The organism is Pseudomonas sp. B21-019 (genome assembly GCF_024749225.1).
Classification (GTDB): domain Bacteria; phylum Pseudomonadota; class Gammaproteobacteria; order Pseudomonadales; family Pseudomonadaceae; genus Aquipseudomonas.
The window spans coordinates 4,678,134-4,702,846 of record NZ_CP087193.1 but is presented as its reverse complement, the minus strand read 5'-3'; the positions used below and the strand labels follow the sequence as shown (position 1 = coordinate 4,702,846).

Annotated in this window: 25 protein-coding genes; 8 read left to right on the top strand and 17 right to left on the bottom strand. The window is 59.8% G+C overall.

What is annotated here, in order from left to right; all coding sequences use genetic code 11:
• Nucleotides 1-130: 130 nt before the first annotated feature.
• The 6 genes from LOY36_RS20910 to LOY36_RS20885 form a co-directional block, all read right to left on the bottom strand.
• Nucleotides 131-499 (bottom strand): DUF6124 family protein, encoded by a 369-nt coding sequence (locus LOY36_RS20910; protein WP_258670640.1) that lies wholly within the window; start codon nt 497-499, stop codon nt 131-133.
• Between the two features lie 406 nt (nt 500-905).
• The gene (locus LOY36_RS20905; protein ID WP_258670639.1) at nt 906-2,810 is read right to left on the bottom strand and encodes a hypothetical protein; all 1,905 of its coding nucleotides are present in this window, start codon (nt 2,808-2,810) and stop codon (nt 906-908) included.
• 130 nt (nt 2,811-2,940) lie between these two features.
• Entirely contained in the window at nt 2,941-4,881 is a 1,941-nt protein-coding gene (gene lapD, locus LOY36_RS20900; protein ID WP_258670637.1) for a cyclic di-GMP receptor LapD, read from the bottom strand.
• A 23-nt stretch (nt 4,882-4,904) separates the two neighbouring features.
• Nucleotides 4,905-5,612, bottom strand: coding sequence for a cysteine protease LapG (lapG, locus tag LOY36_RS20895; RefSeq protein ID WP_019648059.1), 708 nt, complete (start codon nt 5,610-5,612; stop codon nt 4,905-4,907).
• Between the two features lie 242 nt (nt 5,613-5,854).
• Entirely contained in the window at nt 5,855-6,250 is a 396-nt protein-coding gene (locus LOY36_RS20890) for a YbaN family protein (protein WP_019648060.1), read from the bottom strand.
• Between the two features lie 10 nt (nt 6,251-6,260).
• On the bottom strand, nt 6,261-6,848 hold the full coding sequence (locus LOY36_RS20885; protein ID WP_007938492.1) for a YecA family protein: 588 nt from the start codon (nt 6,846-6,848) through the stop codon (nt 6,261-6,263).
• A 284-nt stretch (nt 6,849-7,132) separates the two neighbouring features.
• Between LOY36_RS20885 and recQ the strand changes: the two genes are divergently transcribed.
• The 4 genes from recQ (at nt 7,133) to LOY36_RS20865 (ending at nt 12,100) form a co-directional block, all read left to right on the top strand.
• A complete protein-coding gene (recQ, locus tag LOY36_RS20880; protein ID WP_019648061.1) occupies nt 7,133-9,259 on the top strand; it encodes a DNA helicase RecQ in 2,127 nt (708 codons plus the stop codon).
• 119 nt (nt 9,260-9,378) lie between these two features.
• The gene (locus LOY36_RS20875) at nt 9,379-9,813 is read left to right on the top strand and encodes a MarR family transcriptional regulator (RefSeq protein ID WP_018929920.1); all 435 of its coding nucleotides are present in this window, start codon (nt 9,379-9,381) and stop codon (nt 9,811-9,813) included.
• A gap of 128 nt (nt 9,814-9,941) precedes the next feature.
• Nucleotides 9,942-11,750, top strand: coding sequence for a FimV/HubP family polar landmark protein (locus tag LOY36_RS20870; RefSeq protein WP_258670633.1), 1,809 nt, complete (start codon nt 9,942-9,944; stop codon nt 11,748-11,750).
• 62 nt (nt 11,751-11,812) lie between these two features.
• Nucleotides 11,813-12,100, top strand: coding sequence for a SelT/SelW/SelH family protein (locus LOY36_RS20865; RefSeq protein WP_007895010.1), 288 nt, complete (start codon nt 11,813-11,815; stop codon nt 12,098-12,100).
• On the opposite strand, the gene LOY36_RS20860 is transcribed toward LOY36_RS20865, so the two are convergent.
• Both LOY36_RS20860 and LOY36_RS20855 read right to left on the bottom strand, forming a co-directional pair.
• Complete coding sequence (locus LOY36_RS20860; protein WP_258670630.1) at nt 12,094-12,987, bottom strand: DMT family transporter; 894 nt, start codon at nt 12,985-12,987, stop codon at nt 12,094-12,096. The two genes, LOY36_RS20865 and LOY36_RS20860, sit on opposite strands and share 7 nt — an antisense overlap.
• Nucleotides 12,988-13,164: 177 nt before the next feature.
• Nucleotides 13,165-13,923 carry an AraC family transcriptional regulator gene (locus LOY36_RS20855; RefSeq protein ID WP_258670629.1) on the bottom strand — a complete coding sequence of 253 codons (759 nt, stop codon included), beginning with the start codon at nt 13,921-13,923 and terminating at the stop codon, nt 13,165-13,167.
• Nucleotides 13,924-14,072: 149 nt separating this feature from the next.
• Between LOY36_RS20855 and LOY36_RS20850 the strand changes: the two genes are divergently transcribed.
• Complete coding sequence (locus LOY36_RS20850; protein WP_018929924.1) at nt 14,073-14,888, top strand: UDP-2,3-diacylglucosamine diphosphatase; 816 nt, start codon at nt 14,073-14,075, stop codon at nt 14,886-14,888.
• A gap of 91 nt (nt 14,889-14,979) precedes the next feature.
• Here LOY36_RS20850 and LOY36_RS20845 read toward each other — a convergent pair whose 3' ends face one another.
• Both LOY36_RS20845 and LOY36_RS20840 read right to left on the bottom strand, forming a co-directional pair.
• Nucleotides 14,980-15,570, bottom strand: a complete 591-nt coding sequence (locus tag LOY36_RS20845; RefSeq protein WP_258670627.1) for an HD domain-containing protein — start codon at nt 15,568-15,570, stop codon at nt 14,980-14,982.
• Nucleotides 15,571-15,671: 101 nt separating this feature from the next.
• A complete protein-coding gene (locus tag LOY36_RS20840; RefSeq protein ID WP_258670625.1) occupies nt 15,672-15,983 on the bottom strand; it encodes an Mpo1-like protein in 312 nt (103 codons plus the stop codon).
• Between the two features lie 158 nt (nt 15,984-16,141).
• Between LOY36_RS20840 and LOY36_RS20835 the strand changes: the two genes are divergently transcribed.
• Entirely contained in the window at nt 16,142-17,203 is a 1,062-nt protein-coding gene (locus LOY36_RS20835) for an AraC family transcriptional regulator (protein WP_218187014.1), read from the top strand.
• Here LOY36_RS20835 and LOY36_RS20830 read toward each other — a convergent pair.
• Nucleotides 17,160-18,614, bottom strand: a complete 1,455-nt coding sequence (locus tag LOY36_RS20830) for a TrkH family potassium uptake protein (protein WP_018929928.1) — start codon at nt 18,612-18,614, stop codon at nt 17,160-17,162. The two genes, LOY36_RS20835 and LOY36_RS20830, sit on opposite strands and share 44 nt — an antisense overlap.
• Before the next feature lie 122 nt (nt 18,615-18,736).
• On the opposite strand from LOY36_RS20830, the gene LOY36_RS20825 reads away from it, so the two are divergent.
• On the top strand, nt 18,737-19,303 hold the full coding sequence (locus LOY36_RS20825) for an NAD(P)H nitroreductase (protein WP_258670621.1): 567 nt from the start codon (nt 18,737-18,739) through the stop codon (nt 19,301-19,303).
• An 82-nt stretch (nt 19,304-19,385) separates the two neighbouring features.
• Here the strand turns inward: LOY36_RS20825 and LOY36_RS20820 are convergent, their stop codons facing one another.
• The 6 genes from LOY36_RS20820 to LOY36_RS20795 form a co-directional block, all read right to left on the bottom strand.
• The gene (locus LOY36_RS20820) at nt 19,386-20,726 is read right to left on the bottom strand and encodes a cell wall metabolism sensor histidine kinase WalK (protein ID WP_258670618.1); all 1,341 of its coding nucleotides are present in this window, start codon (nt 20,724-20,726) and stop codon (nt 19,386-19,388) included.
• A gap of 225 nt (nt 20,727-20,951) precedes the next feature.
• Nucleotides 20,952-21,401 carry an LTXXQ domain-containing protein gene (locus tag LOY36_RS20815; protein WP_019648068.1) on the bottom strand — a complete coding sequence of 150 codons (450 nt, stop codon included), beginning with the start codon at nt 21,399-21,401 and terminating at the stop codon, nt 20,952-20,954.
• A 246-nt stretch (nt 21,402-21,647) separates the two neighbouring features.
• Nucleotides 21,648-22,325 (bottom strand): response regulator transcription factor, encoded by a 678-nt coding sequence (locus LOY36_RS20810; protein WP_008010984.1) that lies wholly within the window; start codon nt 22,323-22,325, stop codon nt 21,648-21,650.
• 7 nt (nt 22,326-22,332) lie between these two features.
• Nucleotides 22,333-22,743, bottom strand: a complete 411-nt coding sequence (locus tag LOY36_RS20805) for a hypothetical protein (RefSeq protein ID WP_018929933.1) — start codon at nt 22,741-22,743, stop codon at nt 22,333-22,335.
• A gap of 110 nt (nt 22,744-22,853) precedes the next feature.
• Nucleotides 22,854-23,153 carry a YciI family protein gene (locus LOY36_RS20800; protein ID WP_019579534.1) on the bottom strand — a complete coding sequence of 100 codons (300 nt, stop codon included), beginning with the start codon at nt 23,151-23,153 and terminating at the stop codon, nt 22,854-22,856.
• Nucleotide 23,154: 1 nt separating this feature from the next.
• The gene (locus LOY36_RS20795; RefSeq protein ID WP_258670613.1) at nt 23,155-23,751 is read right to left on the bottom strand and encodes a septation protein A; all 597 of its coding nucleotides are present in this window, start codon (nt 23,749-23,751) and stop codon (nt 23,155-23,157) included.
• Nucleotides 23,752-23,838: 87 nt separating this feature from the next.
• On the opposite strand from LOY36_RS20795, the gene LOY36_RS20790 reads away from it, so the two are divergent.
• Complete coding sequence (locus tag LOY36_RS20790) at nt 23,839-24,702, top strand: PHP domain-containing protein (RefSeq protein ID WP_018929935.1); 864 nt, start codon at nt 23,839-23,841, stop codon at nt 24,700-24,702.
• Nucleotides 24,703-24,713: the final 11 nt, after the last annotated feature.

Genomic DNA, 24,713 nt, shown 5'->3' with positions numbered 1-24,713 from the left:
GGGCTGCGAAGCGGCCCCAAAATCCGCAATCACGGTTTGTCTGGCAAACCGCATGCACAGGGTTTACGACTGCTGCGCAGCCGAGCGGGAGCAAGCTCCCTCGCCACAGGGATCAGCGTCTGACCTCAGGTCACAGGGCCGGGTCAGCCTTCAGCTCAAGACTATCCAGCGCCCGATTCACCGCCAGCTCACCAAACATGATGAGCTGAGCGACGCCCAATATCGTATTGCGCTGCGTCCCCTCCAGAAAACCGGCACAGTCACTGGCGATCACCTTGGCCGAGGCAAAGGACTCGCAGGCATTGGCCAGTAGCTCTTCGATGTTGATGTCCGGGGCAACGGTGTAAATCGTGCTCGGTTTGCGTGGGGGCTTGGGGGCGGACGGTTTGAGGTAGTAATCGAGGGCGCGCTCGGCGGCTTCGTTGAGTTTTTTGGAGTCCGGGGTTTCGTAAGGGGAAACGTCGTCGGTTTCGGGTGGGTTGGGTGTGATTTTGAACATGGTGAAACTCCTACAGGAAATGGAGCCACCAAGACCTGTCGCTAAACAGGTAAGGGTGGCGGCTGCACGCAGGTTAGCGAACCGGGTGTAGGCGCCCGGCAGACCCGAAGGTCTCCCGCGCACAGCCGCCATGACATCAATCGCAGACATGAACAATCTGCAAGAGAGTTTGGAGCGCTGTTGCGCCTACAAAGGTTCGGGTCGCTAAACCCGATCGCTGATTCGTCAGCGACCGGGAAACAATAGAACCCGACCCGAAAGCGCACAAGCCGGCGGATTCTGGCGCAGTCGTAGGCAGCGGCGCAAGGATGTGTAGCCTGAGTGAGTGTCTGGAGATGTCTTTTAAACATCGGCGTTTATTTCTCACTCAGGTAGCGTCGAGAGAGGAGTGATAAATATACCCCCTTTATTTCGTACGACCCATGGTGAAATAGTCAAAGGTAATCAAGTCATATACGCTCGTAATGATGTCAATAAACCAAATGGAGTTGGTTGAAGTGGAGAAGAAAACAGGCAGTGGGCCAGGGTTATTGACGAGATGTTGATCGGATAGACTTCTCCCGCTTTTATCCAGGAAACGAACCAATATCCCGTTGGTTTGAACAAATCTGTAGTAGAAGCCGACAGAAGAGTAACCCCAACGGAATTCGAGGCGCATATGTTGCCCGTGACCCAATATGTTCGTATGCATCTCCAAGACTTGTGCCGCGCTTTGGTTATGTATTGGGGGGTAAGGGCCGGTGAGTATTGTATTGATAGAGTTTATACCTAGAAGACCCTCTCCTCCGAGATGGTGTATCTTCATGCTGGGGATTGATATGGAACCACCCGATGATATAAAGCGAGAGTGTTCACTATCAAGGTTTTCTGACAGGATGGGAGGTTTGTTTTGAATGATATAGATTAAGGAGGCTGGGAATTTGAGTGTCCAGGGTGTAGTTTCTTTGAAGTGAACTTCTGTCTTGATATCTAGATTTGAACTGTCCTTGAGCAATAACAACTTTGCACGTGATAGTGTCCTGCTGAAACCATTTTGCTCCTCTGCAGGTGTTAGGGAACCTCTTTTGACAATTGAAATCACAAACGCATTTCCATTGGTATCAGTGCCTGTGATATTTATGTCAATGCTATAAACTCCACCCCGCAATGGCCAGTTCTTGTGAGAGACGGTGGCATCACCTTTGAATTCATTGGTGTCCACAATCCGTGCACTATCAGCCTGATCAATTACACCGACCTTTAATCGAGCATCCCCATTGGCGATTTTATTAATCGTGAGCACCAGCGGCAACGACTTGCCTACTGGCTGACCATTGCGTATCAACTGCCAGGACAAATTAACTTCGCGCCCCATCCAGCTCAATAGTAGCGCAGGGTTTAGTTTGAAGTTGGCTCTTTTGTTTTGATTGAACGGTCGCGCAGGAAACGGTTTGTCGTCGACGCCCGGATTCTCAATAATCAGAAGTGCTTGATCATTCAACTCCGCTGTCTGATGTTCAATTTGAACAGTGACTCCATCCGTGTAAGCCAATACATCAATTGGAGTCCTCGCCGGGGTCAACAAAATCGGTGTTTGCAACTTGATACGGTCGAGGTGGATGTCCAGTCGTTTCTCCGGGGATTTGACCCGATTGCCCAACTGATCGATGACATGGAACTCGGCCACCGCATTCAGGTTGTCGCCCGCCTTGCGGAACGTGTCGGTGAACAGGGTGTGGGTGATCGGCGCCGTGCTGTCGGGGACGTCGAACCTGACCTGGGTGTCGCCCAGCCGAAACTCGATGCGGTCATACTTGCGCCGGTTGGCATAGGTGAACCCGAACGCCACCCCTTGCGCCGCCCGTTCGGCGCTGACGCCGCCCTTGAGCACGTCGGCCGGGATCACCAGATTCAGGCTGTCCGCAGGCCGCAGGTGGTACAGCACTAGCAGATCCCGAGAGGGTTCACTGTTCCCGCTGACTCGGGTGACCACGTAATGCAACGTATTGACGCCCTGGTTCAGGTAACCATGTGGCAGGTACAGACGTAGACGCAGTTGTTCCTCCCCCGGTTTGACGGTCTGGCCTGCTCCTGGGACGAAATTGCCGTTGCAATACAAATCCACGCGATCATCGGCCGCCATGGTCCAGGAGCCCAGCAGTTCGATCAAGGGCTCGACCAGGCATTCAAGGCCCCGGACCTGGCCGTCATAAAGGGCATTGGGGATACCGCCGTGGGCGATGCCGTCCGGTTTCACCGGGGTGACCCAGCCCGGGATGATCACGGGAAACAGCACGAACAATTTGTTCAACTCGGCGGACTGGATATCCATCATGTTCTCCTGGAAGGTGACAAGCCCTGAGTCCTCTCGGGACGCGGGCTTATCACACACCAGGTAGGGAAGACTGGCTACTGTCAGATCTGACAGGTAGTGCATGGTTTAAGATGAACGGTCGAATCCCTCACATAGGCTCCGGCGGCCCAATCAACCGCCCCATCACCCCAAACAACCCCAACTCCCGAATTACCTCCAATTCCGCCTGCGTCTCCACCATCTCCGCAATCAACGGCAAATCAATGCTGTTGGTCGCGCGAAAAATCGCCTCGATGAACAACCGCTTATCACTCTGCTCATCGATACCCCGAATGTAGGCAGCATCGATTTTCAAGTAAGCCAACCCCAGTTGAGTCAGGTTGCCGATCTGGCTGAAGCTGCCGCCGAAATGCTGTAGACCGATGCGGTAACCGGTTTTGAGCAGGCTGTGGCTCAGGCGTTGCAGTTCTTCGGGGGGCGGCAGTTGGCGTTCGTCGATTTCCAGGGTCAGCAGAGGCGCCAGTTCCGGCAATGATTCGAGTATGTCGCAGATCAGTTTCAGCTGGGTCTGATCGCGCAGGGTGCTGCCGGACAGGCTCAGCGCGAGCGGCCAGCGGTTGGCGGCGAGGTATTCGAGGGTGGTTTCGAGCATCGCCAGGTCGAACCGCGCCGACCAGCCGAGGCGTTCGATCCACGGCAGGAAATGCCCGGCGGCAATCGCCTCGCCTTGCGGGTCGAGCAAGCGTGCGAGGACTTTGTGGTGCAGCACCTGGCTGGTGTCGGCGCACTGTACCACCGGTTGGAAATACAACTGCATCTTGCCTTCGGTCAGCGCGTCGTCGATCCAGTTGCGCCAATCATGCTGCGAGTGATTCGGCGCAGAATCGACCTGGGCCTGGTATATCCATGGCCGCTCGGGATGTTGCCGGGCCTGGGTCAGCGCCTGATCGAGGCGCAGCAGCACATCATTTGCCGGTTCGCCCGGGTGGTAGGCGACGATACCCAGATGTGCCACGGGCATGCAGTCGCTGGCGCCGGTCAGGCGCAGGTTTTCCAGGGTGGCGCTGATTTCGGAGGCCAGGCGCGCGGCATCCTTACTGTCCAGGCCCGGCGTCAGCAAGCTGAATTCGCCACCGCGATTACGCGCCGCGAGCCAGGTGCGACGTTCCGCGGGTTGCGTCAGGCGCTTGAGCAATTCGCCGACGGCGCTGATCAGGGCATCGGTGCGCTGGCCACCCAGGCGTTGATTGAGACCGATCAGGTCGTTGATCCGCAGCATCAGCAAATGACCGTCGCGGCTTTGCTCGGAATCCAGTAATTGGTCGGCCAGTTGTTCATCCAGCAAGCGCCGGTTGGCCAGGCCCGTGAGGTTGTCCTGATAGGATTCGGAGCGTAGTTTTTCGCTGCGCGCGGCCTCTTCGGCGAACAGCGCTTTGAGTTTTTCGACCATCTGGTTCATGGCCAGCACCACGCGTTTGAGCTCCGGCGTGCGCGGCAGTTTCGGCAAACTGCGGAACTCGCGTTTGCTGATGGCTTCCGCCTGTTTGACCATGTTGTCGAGCGGCCGCAGCTGCCGGCGCAACAGCCAGCCACCAAACACGGCGCTGAGCAGTCCGCAAATCAGCAGCCAGATCAGGCTGCCAAGGGTGCTGTCCCAGAGTTTGGCCAGGGCGAACTGCGGGTTGCTCAGCACTTCGACCCGGGCTGCCTGGTCCCAGCCACGCGTGATCAGCGCGTCGCCACCCTGTGGGTGCAGGTTCACCAGGCTGACGAACCAGTCCGGAACACCCTCGATTTGCGTCGGCACGCTGCGTTCCACCAACACCCGTTCATCCACAATACTGACGACCCGGATGTTGCTGAAATAGCCACTGTCGAAAATCGAGCTGACCATCAATTCGATCATCGCCGGGTCGTCGATCTGCGCGGTCAACGACAGGCCCAGCGCCGTGGCGGCGTCCTGGGCGTGGGAGCGCAATTGGCTGAGCATCTGTTCACGGGAGCTTTCCAGGCTGACAAAAAAACTGCCGCTGAAGGCCACCAGCAAGAACAGGCAAATGGCGAGGAACAACTGTTTGCGCAGTGACATGAAAACACTCCTTGCATTGGCGGCTAGCCTTCGCCCACGGCGAACCCTTCGATTTGCATCTTTTTCAATACGTCTTGCCAGCGCGACAGTTTTTTCGAGTCGCTGCTGCGTTTACCGCCATTGGCTCCCGGCAAGTACAGGCCTTCGGCGTTGAAGGCGTACACCGGCAGCAAGTCTTTGCGTTGGGAGGCGGGGCGGATCTCGTCGATCAGGTTGTCCAGCACCAGCGGATCGGCCGTGGGGCTGCTGTAGAAGGTCAACACCATGTGCGCCTGGTTCTGGGTCAGGGCCTTGACGTAGGTGATGCGCAGTTTTTCGCTGGGAATCCCGAGATGACGCAGGCTGAAATATTTCGCCAGGGCGTAGTCTTCGCAGTCGCCTGCGGCTTTGATCAAGGATTCCACGGGCGTGGCCCAGTAATCGGTCTGATGCCAGATGCGCGTGTCATCCTGAAAACTCAGTTGCTGATTGAAGAAGTGATTGACCGCGTTCAGCTGTTCGCGCTCAGGCTGGTTGCGTTCGCTTTGCAGCATTTGGCTCCAGGCCTTGATCCGCCCCTGTGCCTCGCCAAGGGGGCCGTAGCGTTTTTCGGCCGTTTGCAGGACCTGCGCAAAATCCCAGTCGGCCCAGACACTGCCCAACCCGGCCAGCAGAAAACTCGCCAGCAGCAGCCATCCGCCGAACCGAAGTCGGAGCGTTGACCATCCTGGACTACGCGGACTGCGGGGCATGTCTGGCTGCTCGGGTGCAGATGCCTGAAGTCTAGGTGGTGTTTACGGCGAGGGAGGGCAGGTCGTCGGACGAAAGGACGTCGACGGGTTGTTTTCCGTGGCGAGGGGGCTTGCCCCCGTTGGGTTGCGAAGCAGCCCCAAAACCTGCAACCCACCTTCTCCTGACACACCGCATTGATCGGATTGGCGACTGCTTCGCAGCCGAACGCAGCCTCGCTGGGGCTCGACAGCTGCTACGGGGATCAGGGTTGATGCAGGGTTTTCTGTTTGAGGATGTAGATCGTCACCAGCACCGCACTGGTCAGCATGAACCCGCGCGCCCACGGCAGGGGCACCAGGTAGCAGGAGAACAGGATGCTCGCCCACATCAACCCGATGGTGTAGACCTTGCCCTTGAGCGGAATGCCGTTGCCGTCCAGATAGTCGCGAATCCAGGGGCCAAGCCGTGGATGTTCAACCAGCCAGTGATAGAAACGCGGCGAACTGCGGGCGAAGCAGGCTGCCGCCAACAGCAGGAACGGTGTGGTGGGCAGCACCGGCAGGAAAATCCCGATCACCCCCAGCACTACGTTCAGCCAGCCGATGGCCAGCAGCACGTAGCGCAACATCAGGGGGCGGTTGCCTATGGGGTTGTCCATAGGCAAAACCTTAGTGGTGACGTGGCTTGAGGATCGCCGGTTTTTCGTCTGGCGCGTTGCACAGCAAGTACAGCGCGGTCAGGGCTTCCGGGATTTGCACGATCATGTCGTCCATCAGGTTGGCGTCGGCCGCGATGTCGGAGAACTCAGGCTGTTCGTCGAACAGACCCGAACCGACCATGATCGGCAGCAGCATTTCACTGACTTCGTCTTCGGCAGTTTCGAACCAGGCGGCCTCGCGCAGGAACACGCCTTCCATGAAACCGATGCACCAGCCACGCAGGTCGGAATCGTCCGGGTCATCGCCCAGGTCGAGGTCGCACGGCAGCTCGAACTCTTCGTCGGACGCCAGTTGGCGGGCGATGTGAGCCTTGAGCAGCACCAGGGTGGATTCGATCGCTTCACGCTCGGTGTCGTCGGCGTAATGCGGTTCTTCGGCGAACAGCGCATCGATCCATTCGCGGTCGGGAACGCTTTCGGAACAGATCGACAGCGCGGTGAGGTAGCCGTGGGCGGCCACGTAGTCCAGCGCCTCGTCATGCAGCTCGTCGGCGTCGAGGAAGACTTGCAGGCGGGTTAGTTGCTCAGCGAAGGACATTAAAGGGCTACCTTGGGGAATATACGATGCGGGAATTCTAGGCCTTCTTGAGCGCTCAGGCCAGCCGCGCGGCATATTTGCTCCCGCGGTTGGCTTGTGTGCGTCTTATCAGCGGCGCCCTTTGCAGGGGAGGGCTCGGGTATACTCGCGCGTTTTGTGATGCCCTGCTGGCGTCACGGCTGAAATATGCAGCGTCACGCAATGCGCACTTACGATTTGTCTGTGCAGCTTTCGTGGTTCTGAACCAGCCTTGCAGGGATGTTTCGGTGATTTTTGGAGTTTTTATGCTCGAACAGGCTCAACGCGTCCTCAAGGACATCTTCGGCTACGACAGTTTCCGTGGCCGTCAGGGTGCAATCATTGAGCGCGTGGCCAGTGGCGGCGACGCCCTGGTGCTGATGCCTACCGGGGGCGGCAAGTCCTTGTGCTTCCAGGTGCCGGCGCTGCTGCGCGAAGGCCTGGCGGTGGTGGTGTCGCCGCTGATCGCGCTGATGGACGATCAGGTCGCCACCCTCGAAGAGCTGGGCGTCGCCGCAGCGTCGTTGAACTCCACCCTCAGCGCCGAGCAGCAGCGTGATCTTGCTGCACGGATCAAGCGCGGCGAGGTGAAAATGCTCTACCTGGCGCCCGAGCGCCTGGTGCAGCCACGGATGCTGGCCTTCCTGCAAAGTCTCGAAATCGCCTTGTTCGCCATCGACGAAGCGCACTGCGTGTCCCAATGGGGGCACGATTTCCGCCGCGAATACCTGCAACTGGGCCAGTTGGCGGAATTGTTCCCCAGCGTCCCGCGCATCGCCCTGACCGCCACCGCCGACAAGCGCACCCGGGAAGAAATCGTCGATCGCCTGCATTTACAGGATGCCGAGCGTTTCCTGTCGAGTTTCGACCGCCCGAATATTTTCTATCGCATCGTGCCCAAGGAGCAGCCGCGCAAGCAGTTGCTGGCGTTCCTCGCCGAGCGGCGCAGCGATGCCGGCATCGTTTACTGCTTGTCGCGCAAAAAGGTCGACGAAGTGGCGGTGTTCCTCAGTGAGCAAGGCTTCCCGGCGCTGCCGTACCACGCCGGTCTGGCCAACGAAACCCGGGCGCATCACCAAAAACGCTTCCTCAACGAGGAAGGCCTGATCATGGTCGCCACCGTGGCGTTCGGCATGGGCATCGACAAGCCCAACGTGCGTTTTGTGGCTCACCTCGACTTGCCGAAGTCCCTTGAGGCGTATTACCAGGAAACCGGTCGCGGCGGTCGTGACGGTCTGCCGGCGGATGCCTGGATGGCGTACGGCCTGCAAGACGTGGTGATGCTCAAGCAGATGCTGCAAAACTCCGAAGGCGACGAACGCCACAAGCGTCTGGAGCAGCACAAGCTCGACGCCATGCTCTCGCTCTGCGAAGAAACCCGTTGCCGCCGCCAGACCCTGCTCGCGTACTTCGACGAAGACATGCCCGAGCCCTGCGGCCACTGCGACAACTGCGTCGACGGCGTGCAGACCTGGGACGCTACCGAGCCGGCCCGCCAGGCGCTGTCGGCGATCTACCGCACCGGCCAGCGCTATGGCGTCGGCCATCTGGTGGACGTGTTGCTGGGCAAGGACAACGAAAAGGTCCGCAGTTTCGGCCATCAGCATTTGTCGGTATACGGCGTAGGCAAAGCGCTGGGCGAAAGTGAATGGCGCTCCTTGTTCCGACAACTTGTTGCTCGCGGTCTGGCGGACATCGACCTCGAAGGCTACGGCGGGCTGCGCCTGAGCGATACCTGCCGGCCGCTGCTCAAGGGCGAAGTGACCCTGGAACTGCGCCGCGACCTCAAGCCGCAAACCACCGCCAAAAGCAGCAAGAGCCAGGCGAGCCAACTGGTCCGTTTCGAGGAGCGCGAACAGTGGGAAGCGCTGCGTGCCTTGCGCCGCAAACTGGCCGAAGAACATGGCGTGCCGCCGTATGTCATCTTCCCCGATTCGACGCTGCTGGAAATGCTCCGCAGTCAGCCGACCTCGCTGGCGGAAATGGCCACGGTCAGCGGTGTCGGCGCGCGCAAACTGGAACGTTACGGCGAGGCTTTCCTCGAAGTGCTCGGCGGTCAGGTCGAGGCGCCGAAAGTGGTGGCCGATGTGCGCCACGAGCTGATCACGCTGGCCCGGGCCGGCATGACACCGCTGCAGATCGCCGGTCAGCTGCAATGCTCGGAAAAGAACGTCTACACGATGCTCGCCGAGGCCATCGGCAAGCAGCAGCTGTCACTGGAACAGGCGCTGGACCTGCCCGAAGAGTTGATGGGCGAAGTTCAGGACGCCTTCCTCGACGGCGAAGGCGAGTTGCCGCCGGTGGCGGAGATCGCCGCGTTGTTCGCAGGGCGGGTGCCGGAAGGCGTTTTGTATTGCGTACGTGCCGCGCTGCAGTCGGAATTCGAAATTTGAATGGCCTGTCGCGCAGATGTAACGATTCAGTACAGAGCAAACCTTGCCTATAGCCAAAGGTCATGCTTAGCTGACTAATAATTAGTTTTTCTCTATTTCAGTCTAATCATGAGTGTTTTATGCCGTTAACCGATCAACACCGCTTTGGCATGCAACTGGCCCAGATGTCTCGCGGCTGGCGTGCCGAACTGGACCGCCGACTGGCTGGCCTGGGCCTGTCCCAGGCGCGCTGGCTGGTGCTGCTGCACCTGGCGCGTTTCGATGATGCTCCCACCCAGCGTGAACTGGCGCAAAGCGTCGGCGTCGAAGGGCCTACCCTGGCTCGGCTGCTCGATAGCCTGGAAAGTCAGGGCCTGGTGCAACGCCAATCGGTGCTGGAAGACCGTCGGGCGAAAAAAATCGTCCTCTGTGCCCCGGCCCGCCCCTTGATCGAACAAATTGAAACCATTGCCACGCAACTGCGCCACGAATTGTTCGAAGGCGTTGATGAGGCGGATTTGAAGGTCTGCATGCGTGTCCACGCGCACATCCTGGGCAACCTGGAAAAATCTTGAGGCACAACCACGCGTCGGACTTTTGAGATACCCCGTTGGGCAGACTATAAAGAACTACTAGGCAATATCGTGTTCGTACCGGATGTGCGAATGCATACAGGTTGGTTCTGGTTATCTAAGGGATGCTCATGCTCGAGAGTTGGCACGTTGTATTGCGGTGTTGCACCCGGCTGCTGCTGGTCGGTGGTGCCGTCACTTACTCGGCATTGGCCCCCGCGCTAGGCTTGGGTGAGATCACCCAGCATTCGGCGTTGAATCAGCCGTTCAGCGCCGATATCGCCCTGCTGGATGTCGGGGGGCTGGAGGAGGGCGAGCTGTCGGTCAGCCTGGCGACGGCGGAAGAATTCAGCCGCGCCGGTGTCGAGCGGGTGTTCTTCCTCAATAACCTGAAGTTCACGCCGATCCTGCGGGGCAACCGCAACCTGATCCGGGTGACGTCCAGTAAACCGGTCAAGGAACCCTTTCTGAATTTTCTGGTGCAGCTCAATCAGCCCAATGGGCGTTTGCTGCGCGAGTACACCGTGCTGATCGATCCGCCGGGTTCACCTGGGATTGTTCCCGTCAACGACGACCCCGCGCCGAGCCCTCAGGATTCCGCGTTCCCGTCTGTTGAACCGGCTGTTGCACCGCCACCTGCGGTGAATAGTTCGGCACCCAAGCCTGATGTCGATAAACCAGCCGCCACGCCGGCGAATGATCCTGTTGCCGAACAACTGGCCACCAGCGTGCTGCAAAACCAGCAGCTGCAAAAGACCATCGATGAACTCAATGCGAAGCTGCAGGCGCAGGACGAGCAGATCGCCGTTCAGAAAAAACAGGTGACTGAGCTGCAAACCCAACTGACGGAAGTCAAGCAGGCGTCGGCGGCGCCTGCCGCACCCGAGGTGCCGGCGCCGGTTCCGGTGGTTGTCGAGACGTCCGAAGCATCCCATTGGCCGTTGATCATCGGGTTGCTGTCGTTGGTGGCCTTGGTGTCGCTCGCAGTGTTCATTCGCCGTCAACGACAGCAGGTTCAGGCCTTACCCGAGCCGCTACCCGCGCAGTCGTCACGTCATGAACCGGTGCTCAACCGCACGGCAGAAACAGCCAGGCCAGCCACCCAGACGCAATCGGTGGCCGGCTCGGCGGATGAGACTGCTGCAGGCGACGTGCTGGAAGGGGTGAGTATCTACCTCGCCTATGGCCGTTTGTCCGAAGCTGCCGGTTTACTGCGAGAGGCGTTGGTCAAGGAACCCCAGCGCACCGATCTGGCCGTACAGCTGCTGGAAATTTTTGGCAAACAGGGTGATGTGCAAGCATATGACGCGCAGGAAAGTAACCTGCGTGAGGCTGGGTTTGACGCGCAGCAACTTCGGGACATTCGCGCTCGCCATCCGAAACTGATTGGCGCCGTCGCACCGGCGGTCGCTGCCGTAGCGGTGGCTCCACCGACGGTAGCCGCTCCTGAAGCGGCACCTGGCGATGAGTTCCAGCTGAACCTCGACGACCTGTCGATGGATGCGAACTGGGACCTGATCAGCCCCTTCGACAACTCACCGCCCAGCGCCAAACCGTCGAATCAGCCATCACCGGCAGACGAGCCCGGATTCACCTCGAACCTGCATGTGTTGCCCGATGTCTTCGAAATACCCGACGAGCCGACGCTGGATGAGCCCGAGCTTGAATGGGTCGCCGAACCTGACTCGCAATCTCTGGACGAGACCTTTCTCAACGAATTCAGCGATCCGGGCCAGTCGCTGGAGCTTGAACCGCTGACTGCTGAATTGATCGATCTTGAACCGGCCGAGCCGAGCAGCGCGGGCAAACTCGAACAGGCCCAGACCTGCATTGACGACGGCGATCTGGACAGCGCCATCGAGCTGCTGAACGAGTTGCTCAAGGAAGGCGACGAACCACTGAAGGAGACGGCCCGAACGCTGTTGGCGGGTATTCGCTGAAGATCATTTCGGTTATGCGGTTTATCATGGCGACGCCTTCAGGCAGAGGAGTTTTGCCAATCATGACCGCACGTAAACCGGAAATCGTCATCACCTACTGCACGCAATGCCAATGGCTGTTGCGCGCCGCCTGGCTGGCCCAGGAACTGCTCAGCACCTTCGGCGACGACCTGGGCAAAGTATCCCTGGTGCCCGGCACTGGTGGGGTATTCCACATTTTCTGCGACGATGTGCAGCTCTGGGAACGCAAGGCCGACGGCGGTTTCCCCGAGGCCAAGGTGCTCAAGCAGCGGGTCCGCGATCAGATCGATCCGGACCGCGACCTGGGCCACAACGACCGCACTCAGTGAGACGGCGCTTGCGCGGCAACGGTCTTGTGGCTTGAACCGCCGGACAACCGGCTGGAGACCACGATGGCCACGATGATCAACGCGCCGCCGATCAGCATGCGCAGCGTCGGGTTTTCATCGAACAACAACCAGGCCAGGGTGATGCCGTAAACCGGCTCCAGGGCAAACACCACTGACGCGGTCCGGGCCTTGATCACCGCCAGGCTGGCGACGAACAGGCTGTGAGCGACGCCGGTGCAGAACACCCCGAGCAGGCCAATCCACAGCCAGTCGATGGCGCGTACTTCGTTCAACTGCGGCATCGCCACCGGCAGCAGGCAGATCGCAACCACTACGTTCTGACACAGCGCCGCCTGCACCGGCGGGATTCGCCCGGAGCTGGCGCGGTTGGTCAGGGACAGCAGGGAGAACAGCAGGCCGGAGGCTACTGCCCACAACAGGCCGGTGGTGGCGCCGCTGGCCAGATCGAAGTCCGGTGTGACCAGTACCAAACCAATGCTGACCAGCACCACCAGCAGAATTTCATTGGCGCGGATGCGCTCGCGGAAAATCAGCCCTTCGAGGATCACGGTAAACGCCGGGAAACTGGCAAAGCCCAGGGTCGCGATCGCCACCCCGGCCACCTTCACCGCAATGAAGAAACTCACCCAGTGCCCGGTCAGCAGCAAGCCGCTGAGCAACAGGCGGCGCCAGTCCACGGCGTCGAGTGTCTGCCAACGGGTATTACTGGCGAACCGGGCGAAAAACGCCAAGGCGAGGACGGCAAACGCGGCACGACCGAACACGATGATTGCCGGTGAGGCAGCGGCAAGTTTGCCGAACACGCCGGTCAGGCCGAACATCAGTGCACCGATATGCAGAGCGCCAAGGGCGGTACGGGGAGTCATTGCAGTCCTTGAATAACGCATCGAATCTGGCCGACGACACCGTCGGCCCCTGTAGGAGCTGCCGAAGGCTGCGATCTTTTGACCTTGATCTCCAAAAGCAAGATCAAAAGATCGCAGCCTTCGGCAGCTCCTACATTGAATCGTGCTCAGCCGGTTATGTCTGTCGCCAGACTCGCGTCATTTGTCGCCAGCCTCGCGGCGCAATTTACCGGGTGAGGCGCCGAATTCACGTAGCACTGCTGCGGCGAATGCGCTCTGGGAGCTGTAGCCGACCCGACACGCGATCTCGCCAATGGGCAGCGCCGAATCGCGCAACAAGCGCACGGCGATGTGCAGCCGGCGACTGCGGATGTAGTCCATCGGTGTTTGCCCGCATTCCGCCACGAACCGCGCGTGCAAGCGAGCGCTGGACAGGCCGACAATGCGCGCCAGATCGGCGACTTGCAGTGGATAGGCCGCGTATTGATCGATGTGAGCATTGAGCGCCGCATACGGTAGACGCCGACCGCCGACCGTGTCGGGCTTGGCGTTGTTGAGGCTGGCCAGCAGTAACACCGCGCCTTGCTGGGCGATCAGCGGATCGCTGATCGGGCTGCCGGCCAGCCAGCTCACCAATTGGCTTTGCCCGGCGTCCAGCGACAGGCGCCCGGCGTTGTCGAGCAAGCGGCGGCTGGCCTCGGCGTGGTCCCCCAGTGACTGAGACACCCACTGATCGCTCGGCACATCCAGCACCAGGCAACGACTGCCATGGGCACTGTCGCAGGCATGATGCGCCCCGGACGGCACCACCACGAAACTCTGCTGAACCACCTGACTGCCAAGCCCCTCGACCTCGAAATCCAGTGCGCCCGACAGCCCGAATACCAGTTGCGCGTGGTCGTGGCTGTGGACGATCAGGTCGTGGGTGTATTGGCGCAGTGTGAGGATCGGTCTCATCGCAGGTCTCGTGGCGATATTGATGAGTGAAGCCGCCAGTCTACACCGAGGCCCTGCGTTCGCGCGTTGTCACAGGACTGACTTGCGATTGTCATGGGCAATTAACCCGACCGGCGCAAGCTTGCCAAAACTTGTCCAGAGGGTTGCCCATGACCAGCGCCGAGCTCGCCAAACCCAGCCGTAAGCAACGTGTGCGGACCTTATGGATTTCCGACGTGCATTTGGGCACACGGGACTGCCAGGCCGAACACCTGTCGCAGTTTCTCAAGGGCTACCATGCCGACAGGATTTACCTGGTCGGTGACATCATCGACGGCTGGAAGCTGCGTAGCGGCATGTATTGGCCCCAGGCGCACACCAACGTGATTCGTCGCCTGCTGACCATGAGCAAGCGCGGCACAGAAGTTATCTACGTCACCGGCAACCATGACGAATTCCTGCGCCGTTATTCGAAACTGATGCTGGGCAATATCCAGCTGGTGGACGAAGCCGTGCACGTGACCGCCGATGGTCGTCATCTGCTGGTGATTCATGGCGATCAGTTCGACGTGATTACTCGCTATCACCGCTGGCTGGCGTTCCTCGGCGACTCGGCCTACGAATTCACCCTGACCCTCAACCGTTGGCTCAACCATTGGCGGGCCCGTTATGGCTACGGCTATTGGTCGTTGTCGGCGTACCTCAAGCACAAGGTCAAGACCGCCGTCAGTTTCATCAGCGATTTTGAGGAAGCCATTGCCCACGAATGCGTCAAACGCGAGTTGCATGGCGTGGTGTGTGGGCACATTCACCATGCCGAGATTCGCAAGGTTGGTGAGGTGGATTACCTCAATTGCGGGGATTGGGTGGAATCGTGCACGGCGCTGATCGAGCATTGGGACGGCTCGATCGAGTTGTACCGGTTGGCCGATGCGCAGGCGCGGGAGGCGGAATTGAAGGCAATTAAAGTCGCTGAGCCGGCGTAAAAGCAAAATCAAAAGATCGCAGCCTGCGGCAGCTCCTACAGGAGATCGCATTCCCATGTAGGAGCTGCCGAAGGCTGCGATCCTTTGATCTTCAGGCTGGCGCTTGTTCTTCCATCGCCGCCTTGTAGATCGAGTTCTTCGGCTGCGCAAACAACCGTTCCATCATCGGTTCGAAGAAGCTCAGCGGCAGTGTGTCGTATGCCGGATCGAACGCCGCTGCATCGTACCGGGCGCAAAAATCGATGGTCGCCTGATACTGCGGATGAGCGCTGAATTGCTCGCGCAAGTGCCGGTCCATGCCCAGGTGATGGAAGAAGTAATAGCCCTGGAAAATCCCGTGTTTCTCCACCATCCACAGGTTCTCGGCACTGACGAACGGCTTGAGGATCGCCGCGGCGATGTCCGGGTGGTTGTAGGACCCCAGTGTGTCGCCGATGTCATGGAGCAAGGCGCAGACCACGTACTCTTCGTCGCGGCCATCGCGCCAGGCACGGCTGGCGGTTTGCAGCGAGTGGGTCAGGCGATCCACCGGGAATCCGCCGAAATCACCTTCCAGTAATTTCAAATGCGCCACGATCCTTGTAGGCAATTGCCGGGCATAGGCACTGAAGTCTGCGGCGATGATCGCCCAGTCTTGCTGCGTGCCGTCCTGCATGTGGGTAAAACGGGCGCGGGCATTCATCGGCTATCCTCTTGTTCTTATCGAAAGGGATGTTTGGAGTGTAGGACTCGGATCCAGAGCGCTGCACTGGCTGCACAGGACGCTTTTGTGGCCAAAGGAGCCTAGAACGGCACGCGACCTACAATCATGTCGCGGTACATGACGAAATCGCCGAGCAGGCTGTAAAAAGGATGCTGAAAGGTTGCAGGACGATTCTTCTCGAAGAAGAAATGCCCGACCCAGGCGAAGCTGTAACCGGCCAGCGGCAGGGCCAGCAACAGCCACCATGGGCCTTTGGCGATGGTCAGCGCCAAAATGAAAATAACCAGCGTGGTGCCGACAAAGTGCAATCGTCGACAAGTGCTGTTGCGGTGTTCGCTGAGGTAATACGGGTAAAACGCAGCGAAGCTGTTGAAACGTTTGATGTTTTCCACGACTGCGATCTCTGTGGTGTGTGCGCAGGCGACAAGTTGCGCTGCGGGTAGCCTATTTAAGTCTAGAGTGATCATTGGCATCAGCCAGTGACAATAGGCGCCACTTTAGTATCCTTCGGAATTGGGTCGTGGCATGCGGCCATCACGTAGTAAACGCCATGAGCGAAAGAACGACTTCTGCAAGCTGGGCGATGGGGATTGTCAAAGCACTGGAAATGGACGGCCTGGATTGCCGGGTTTTGTTCAAACAGCTAGGGCTCGACTATGCGGCACTGGATGATCCGGATGCGCGGTTCCCGCAAGATTCCATGACGCGGCTATGGCAGCGCGCGGTCGAGCTGTCCGGCAACCCGGCGATCGGCCTGAACATGGGCAAGGTGGTGCGACCGGCGTCCCTGCACGTCGCCGGTTATGCCTTGATGTCCAGCCGGACCCTGGCCGAAGGCTTTCAACGTCTGGTGCGTTATCAGCGAATCATCGCCGAAAGTGCCGATCTGAGTTTTCGCATACTGGACGAGGGTTATGCGCTGATTCTGACGGTGCATGGCGACCACTTGCCGCCGACCCGACAAAGCGCCGAAGCATCGATGGCCTGTGCCCTGGCGTTTTGCGGCTGGTTGACCGGGCGCACGCTGTGTCCGCGCAAAGTGCTGCTGCAGGGCGATCAACCCGACGACCTCGAACCGTATAAGCAAGCCTTCCACGCGCCGATGATGTTCAATGCGCCCTATGACGCCTTGATTTTCGAGCGCGCTGACCTGGAGGCGCCGTTGCCCACCGCCAACGAGGCCATGGCGCTGCTGCACGACCGCTTTGCCGGTGAATACCTGGCGCGGTTTGCCGAGAGCCGCGTGACCCACAATGCGCGGCAGGTGTTGTGCCGCTTGCTGCCCCAGGGCGAACCCAAGCGCGATGCAGTGGCGCAGGCGCTGCACCTGTCGCAACGCACCTTGCAGCGACGCTTGCAGGAAGAGGGCACGAGTTTTCAGTCGTTGCTGGATGACACGCGGCGTGAACTGGCCGAGCAATACCTGGCGCGACCAAGCATGACGCTACTGGAAATTGCCTACCTGCTGGGGTTTGCCGATCCGAGCAACTTCTTCCGCGCTTTCCGACGCTGGTTCGATACTACCCCCGGCGAATACCGGGCGCGGCTGACGGAAGCGCTCACGCCGGTCAGTGACGCCAGAACGCAGGGATACACAGAACAAACACCGTAATGATCTCCAGTCGGCCCAGCAGCATGCCGAACGAGAGAATCCACTTCGCGGCATCCGGCAGGCTGGCGAAGTTACCCGCCGGGCCAATGGTTTCGCCCAACCCTGGGCCGACGCCGGACACCGTGCTGGCCGCGCCGGTCAGGGCGGTCATCCAGTCCACGCCGAGCAGCGACAGCAGTAGAGCGATCACGCAAATGGTGATGGCGAAAAAGAACGAAAAGGTCAGGATCGAACGCACGATTTCTTCGTCGAGACGGTGGCCGTTGTACTTCTGCTTGATCACCGCGCGCGGGTGAATCAACTGGTTAAGGTTGGCCTTGAGCAGAATGTAGGCCACCTGGAAGCGGAAAATCTTGATCCCGCCAGCGGTCGAACCCGAGCAGCCGCCAACAAACCCCAGGTAAAAGAACAGCATCAGCGAGAAGTTGCCCCAGAGGCTGTAGTCCCCCAGTGCAAAACCTGTCGTCGTCACCACCGAAGTGACGTTCAGCGCCACATGCCGCAAGGCGTCCAGCCAATGCAATTGGGTGGTCCACCAGTACCAGGTGCCGAGCACCAGCCAGGTCACCAGCAGCATGCCGAGCAAGCCTTGCACCTGTTCATCCTTGATCAGCGCCCGACGGTTACCGCGCAATGTGGCGACATACAGGGTGAACGGCAGGGCGCCGAGAATCATGATGACGATCGCGACCCAATGCACCGCAGGCTCTGGCCACTTGGCCAAAGACTGGTCGGAGGTGGAAAACCCGCCGGTGGAAATCGCCGACATCGCATGGTTGATCGCGTCGAACGGGCTCATCCCGGCCCACCAGAACGCCAGGCTGCCGAAAATGGTGATGCCGACGTAGGTCGCAACGATCAAACGCGCCACCATGTGCGAACGGGGCATGACCTTTTCGGAACGGTCTGACGACTCGGTCTGAAACAGCCGCATGCCACCGATGCGCAGCAATGGCAGAATCGCTACCGCCATGCCGATAAAGCCGATCCCGCCGATCCAGTGCAGCAAGGAGCGCCATATCAGGATGCCGGGGGACATGGTGTCCAGGCCCGTGAGCACCGTCGAGCCGGTGGCGGTGATGCCGGACATGCTTTCGAAGAACGAGTCGGTGTAGCTGATGTTCTGGGTCAGCAGGAACGGCAGGGCGGCGAAGATGCACACCACCAGCCAGCTGCTGACGGTCAGCAGGTACATGTCTCGCGGGCGCAGATGGATGTGTTCGGGGCGCCCCGGAATCACCAGGGCCAGGCCGGCGACAAAGGTAATCATGCTGGCCCAGAGGAATGACGGCAGGTCGCTGGTGCGCTCGAAGATCACCAGGGTAGCCATGGGCACGGCCATGGAAATGGCCAGCGTGATCAGGAAGATGCCGATGATGAAACCAATGATCCGTAAGGTCGGCAACGCCATGAAGTCCGCTCGGGCTGAAGTAGGGAAGGGCGCCATTCTACCTGCGGGGCAGGGCATGTAAACCGACAGCCCTGTGCCGGATACCGCTAGAATAGGCAGACATTTTTTTCAGGAGGTGGCCGATGCAGGCTCTCGACGCTTTGCTCAACCGTGTTTCCGTTCCACGACTGCTTGATCCGGCGCCCACTGCCGAGCAACGCGAAGTGCTGTTTGCCGCCGCGATGCGTGCGCCAGACCACGGCCATTTGCAGCCTTGGCGCTTCCTGACAGTCGAAGGCGAAGCGCGCGAGCAAATGGGCGAGTTGCTGGCCGAAGCGGCGAAACTGCAAGACAGCGAGGTGTCAGAAGCCGCGCTGGACAAGGCCCGTAACGGCCCGCTGCGTGCACCGCTGGTGGTTGTGGTGATCGCGCGTTTGCAGGATCACGTCAAATACCCGAAATCCGAACAATTGTTGGCGGCAGGCTGCGCGGCTCACGGGATTTTGCTGGCCGCTTACGCGCAAGGCATTGGCGCCGTGTGGCGCACTGGTGAGCTGGCCTATTCGCCGCATGTAGCCAAAGGGTTGGGCCTGGCTGAAGGGGAAGAGGTGATTGCGTTCCTTTATCTCGGTACACCGCAGAAAGAACCGCGTGTGGCGGAGAAGGTTGATCTGGCCGAGTTTGTCAGCGCCTGGCCTGGTAAGGCCTGAAGATCAAAAGATCGCAGCCTCGTTGCACTTGTAGGAGCTGTCGAGTGAAACGAGGCTGCGATCTTTTTGCATCACCCCCGATTTACGGCTGCACCACCGCCCCCGGCACCAACGGCAATTCCAGGCTGGCAATAAACCCGCCCCCAGGGTGATTGGCCAGCACCAGGCTGCCGCCATGGCGTTCCGCCGCACGGCGTGCGATGGCCAGCCCCAGGCCATGCCCGGCCGTTGTCTGCCCCGGTGCCCGATAGAACGGCTCACCCAGCTGATTCAAATGCTCGTTTTCTACTCCGGGGCCGTGATCGCGCACGCTGACCACAATCCTGTCGCCCTGACGCGACGCCTGCATTTCGATCGGTTGCCCGACCGGGTTAAAGCGCTGGGCATTGCGCAGCAGGTTGTCCACGGCGCGCTCGATCATGGTCGGCCAACCTCTGAGGTTCAGTTGCGGCTCGGCCTCAAGGCGCACGTTCTGCTCCGGCGAACTTAGCTGAGCATCCTTTTGCAGGGTATTGAGCAGTGCATTGAGATCCACTTCTTCGGCACTGGCGTTGTCGGCATCGACCCGCGCCAACACCAGGATTTCGCTGATCAGTGCTTCCAGTCGATCACATTCACGGGTCAGGCGCGGCCAGAGTTTTTCCCGCTCCTGGGGATTGGCCCGCTCGGCCAGTGCCAGCGCAATGCGCAGTCGGGCCAAGGGCGAACGCAACTCGTGGGACACATCGCGCAGCAATTGCCGCTGACTGCCGATCAGGCTTTGCAGGCGCGCGCCCATGCGGTTGAAGTCGTTGGCCAGCACACCGAATTCATCGCGGCGGTTAGCCAGTTGCGCCAGGCTGTTTTGCTGATACGTCGTCTGCCCCAACTCATGCACTGCGCCACGTAAACGGCTCAGCGGTCGGGTGATGGAAAAGGTCACCAGCAGGCTGAACAGGGTCAGTACCACCAGGGCAATACCCAGCGCACTCAACGGCCAGAGCAGGCTCTCACGGTGCCAGGCGTCCAGTTCCGGGTGGGGAATGCGATAGATCAGCAGGTAGGTGTCGCCCGTCTTGGCGCTGGTGTATTCATCGGTCAGGCGTCGCCACGGCAGGCGCCGATCATCGTTTTGCTGCCGTGCTTCGAAGGCGGCTGCACGCCGAGGGAAGGTGCCGCGTACCACCGGGTCTCCTGCCTCGTTGAGCACCTGAACGTCGATGTGATATTGGCGCTTGCGCTGCTCCAGGATGTCCTGGGCGGCTTCTTCGCCCTGGCTTTCGTAGGTTTGCGTCCACTGTTCGGCCAGGGTATTGAGGCCCGGGTGGCGACTGAGAATCCACGCGTCCTGGTTGAGCATGTGCCCCAGCAAAATGGAAAGCCCTGCAACCAGAGCGATGGCCAGCCAGAAGCTGGCCAGGATACGCCAGAACAATGAGCGCACAGAAAATCCTCGAACAAGCCCAAATCAATGTGTGGCGAGGGGGCTTGCCCCCGTTGGGTCGCGAAGCGGCCCCGGCATCTCAACGCTAAACCGCATGCAACGGGTTTATGACTGCTTCGCAGCCGAACGGGGCGATGCGGCGTTCCGACAAGCCCCCTCGCCACACAATGAACTGAGTGACATCAGACCCAACGGTGATTAACCGTTGGGTCCGGGGTTAACGCATTATTGCGCTTTTTGCGCTTGCTGCGCTTTCCAGGCCTGGAACTCGGCCCATTCGGCGCGACGCTCAGCTTGTTTCTTCTGGATCTCGTCGAATTGCTTCTGTTGATCCGGTTTCAGCAGGGCGCGAACGTCGGCTTCGGCTTTCTTGTGCTTGGCCTCCATCTCGTCTTTCAGGGCTTTCTGGTCGGCTGGCGAGAGTTTTTCCAGGTACTTGTCGACCAGTTGCTGACGCTCGTGCATCTGCTCGCCCATGATTTTGCGGATCTGCTCGCGCTGTTCGCGGCTCAGGTCCAGTTGGCTGTAAGGGCCTTTACCGTGCATGCCGTGCATCTGACCGCCGTGGCGTGAGCCGTCCATGTGATCACCCATAGGGCCTGTGCCTTCAGGCATGGCCATGGCAACGGTCGGCAGGGCGGCAGCAAACATCAGAGCGATAAGAGTCTTGCGCATGGTGTATCTCCTTGTCTCGTTCCCGGTACGTTCCGGATGTGTGCAGATTACGCAGATCAAGGTCAACGGCGGTCAGCGGAGCGTAAAGCTTGGGTAAAGACGGTTTTCTGCCTTCCTGACAATTCCGACACGGTCCACGTAGGAGCTGCCGAAGGCTGCGATCTTTTGATTTTCGGCGTAAGTGATGACGCTGAAGATCAAAAGATCGCAGCCTTCGGCAGCTCCTACAGGGGGATCGCGTTGGATTCAGAGGCTGTAGTAGTAACCGCGACTGCGCAGGGCCACGATGCGTGGGCGGCCGTCGGGGTGTGGGCCGATTTTTTTGCGCAGGTTGCTGACGTGCATGTCCAGGCTGCGGTCATACAGGGTCAGTTTGCGACCGAGGGCGATTTGCGCCAGTTCCTGCTTATCCAGCGGTTCGCCGGGTTGCTTGAGCAGGGCTTCGAGCAGGCGGCTTTCGGAAACGGTGAGGGTGAATTCCTGTTCATCGATGCTGACCACCCCGCGCACCGGGCTGAAGCACAGGTCGCCCAGCTCGAGCTGGCTGGAGACCGCCGTCGGATGACTGCGGCGCAACACCGCGCGCAGGCGGGCGGTCAGTTCCCGTGGGTCGCACGGCTTGGCCAGATAATCGTCGGCGCCCAGTTCCAGGCCGAGGATGCGGTCCAGCGGTTCGCCACGGGCTGACAGCATCAGCACCGGCAAATCCGGATGGTCGCTACGCAGTTGCTTTAGCAGTTCCAGGCCGCTGCCGTCCGGCAGCATCACGTCCAGCACCACGGCCGCCGGAGACGTTTCGGCCAACGCGCGACGGGCGCTCTGGCCATCGTGGCAGGCGCGAACCTGAAAGCCTTCCTGGCTCAGCCAACTGCTCAGGAGCTCACACAGCTCCTGGTCATCATCAATTAGTAACAGCTCGCTCATGACTCACTCAATTTAGCCATTGCCTACGTTTTCTGGTGGCACCACTGGCGAAGATACCGCAGAGCAGGGCCAATAGCGCTACTGCCGCCCCAATAACGAACCACTGCTGCTGGTCGGTCAGCAGGCGCGGTAGCGGGCTGGCCAGGGCTTCCTTGAGTTGCAGCTTCAGGCGCTGATTCTCCTGGCGCAACCGGCTCAGCTGGGCGCTTTCGCGTTCGCCATCGGTGGTTTGCAATTGTTTGCTCAGTGTTTCTCGTTGCTGCTCGCTTTCTTTCAAGCGCTGCTGCAACTCGGTGATCTGGCTACCGGCGCTCAAGGACAGCGGCGTCGAATTACCGCCATTGGCGCTTTCTTCACCATGGGCGGGTGCCATGATCGACAACGTCACCAACATCAGACACAACGGACCTTTGCGCATCGCAACTCCTGATTCCAATACGAGTATTGGGCAGGTTGTCGGCCGGTAAACGAGAATAATGAGCGATTGAACGTGCGATGAATCAATGAGATTCACCGCACGCGAGAACTTTACGGCAGGACTTGCTTGAACGGCTTGACCAGAACATTGGCGTAGACGCCTGCGGCAACGTACGGATCGGCGTCGGCCCAGGCCTTGGCGGCGCTCAGGGACTCGAATTCGGCGACGATCAGGCTGCCAGTGAAACCGGCTGCGCCCGGATCATTGCTGTCGACCGCCGGGTGTGGACCGGCCAATACGATACGACCTTCGCCCTTGAGCACTTGCAGACGCTCAAGGTGCGCAGGCCGTGCGGCCAGTCGGGCTTCCAGGGAGTTGGCGACGTCTGTGGCAATGATTGCGTAAAGCATGTCAGTCCTCGGTTTTTGGCGTTTTGGTGTCGGCGTCGTGCAGGTGGCGGGACAGATAGATGCCCTGGCCGACCAGGAACAGCAAAGTCATGCCCAGGCTGCCGAAGACCTTGAAGTCTACCCAGTAGCTCTGGAAGGTGAACGCGACGAACAGGTTGGCGGCACCGCAAAACAGGAAAAAAACGATCCAGGCGATGTTCAGCCGGGTCCAGACCGGCTCCGGCAGGGTCAGCGCGTGGCCCATGATGCGTTTGATCAGCAGTTGGTCACCGACAAAGTGGCTGCCGATGAACGCGAGGGCGAACAGCCAGTTGACCACCGGGGCTTTCCATTTCAGGAAGGTTTCGCTGTGGAACGCCAGGGTCAGGCTGCCGAAGACCAGGCAGGCAATTAGGGTCAGCCACTGGCTCTTCTCCAGCTTGCGCTGCTTGATGTACAGCGTGCCGTAGACCACCAGGGAGCTGATGATCAGCATCGCGGTGGCGCTGTAAATACCACCGACAGACAGTTGATGACCGCCAATGTCGACGACCCGCGGGTCGATTTTGAAGACGATGAAAAACAGCAGAAGCGGGATGAAGTCGATGAATTGTTTCACAGTGGCAGCCAGAAGCAGGATGTGGCGGCATAATAACAAACATATTGACGCGCGATAGCGTCCGCTGATTTGAGGTTACATAGTCCTGTGAATGTTGATTTGCACTGCCATAGCACGGCCTCCGATGGCGCCCTGGCGCCTGCGGCACTGGTTGCGCGTGCGTTCGAGAAAGGCGTGCGAGTCCTGGCCTTGACTGATCACGACACCCTTGAAGGCCTCGACGAGGCCCGTAGCGCCGCGACGGCGCTGGGGATGCAACTGGTCAACGGCGTCGAATTGTCCTGCACCTGGGGCGGGGCGACCATTCATGTGCTGGGCTATGGTTTCGACGTCAATGCCGCGCCGTTGGTCGAGGCCATCGCCAAACTGCACGATGGCCGTTGGCTTCGGTCCGAAGAAATAAGCCGCAAGTTGGCGCTGAAAGGTATGCCGGGGGCGCTTGACGGCGCCCGGGCGATTCAGCAGGAGCTGGGCGACAGCGGCAACGCGCCGGCCCGTCCGCACTTCGCCGACTGGATGGTGCGCGAAGGTTTCGTCAAGGATCGCGCCGAAGCGTTCCGCAAATGGCTGGGCGCCGGCAAGCTGGGAGACGTCAAGCTGCACTGGCCGACCCTCGAAGACACCGTCGAGACCCTGCGCGCCGCGGGTGCCTGGGTCAGCCTGGCGCACCCCTGGCACTACGATTTCACTCGCAGCAAGCGTCGCCGCCTGATTTCTGACTATATTCAAGCCGGGGGCCACGCGATTGAAGTGGTCAATGGCCATCAGCCCGCCGAGCAAGTGGGCAGCCTGGCGATTCTTGCCCGCGAGTTTGGTCTGCTGGTCAGTGCCGGCAGTGATTTTCATGGCCCTGGAGGCTGGTCCGAGATCGGTGAATACCGCCCGCTCCCGGAGGATCTGCCACCACTGTGGTGTCGATTCAAACATGACCCAATTATTGCCGCCGTCTGAACAGGTAGAGA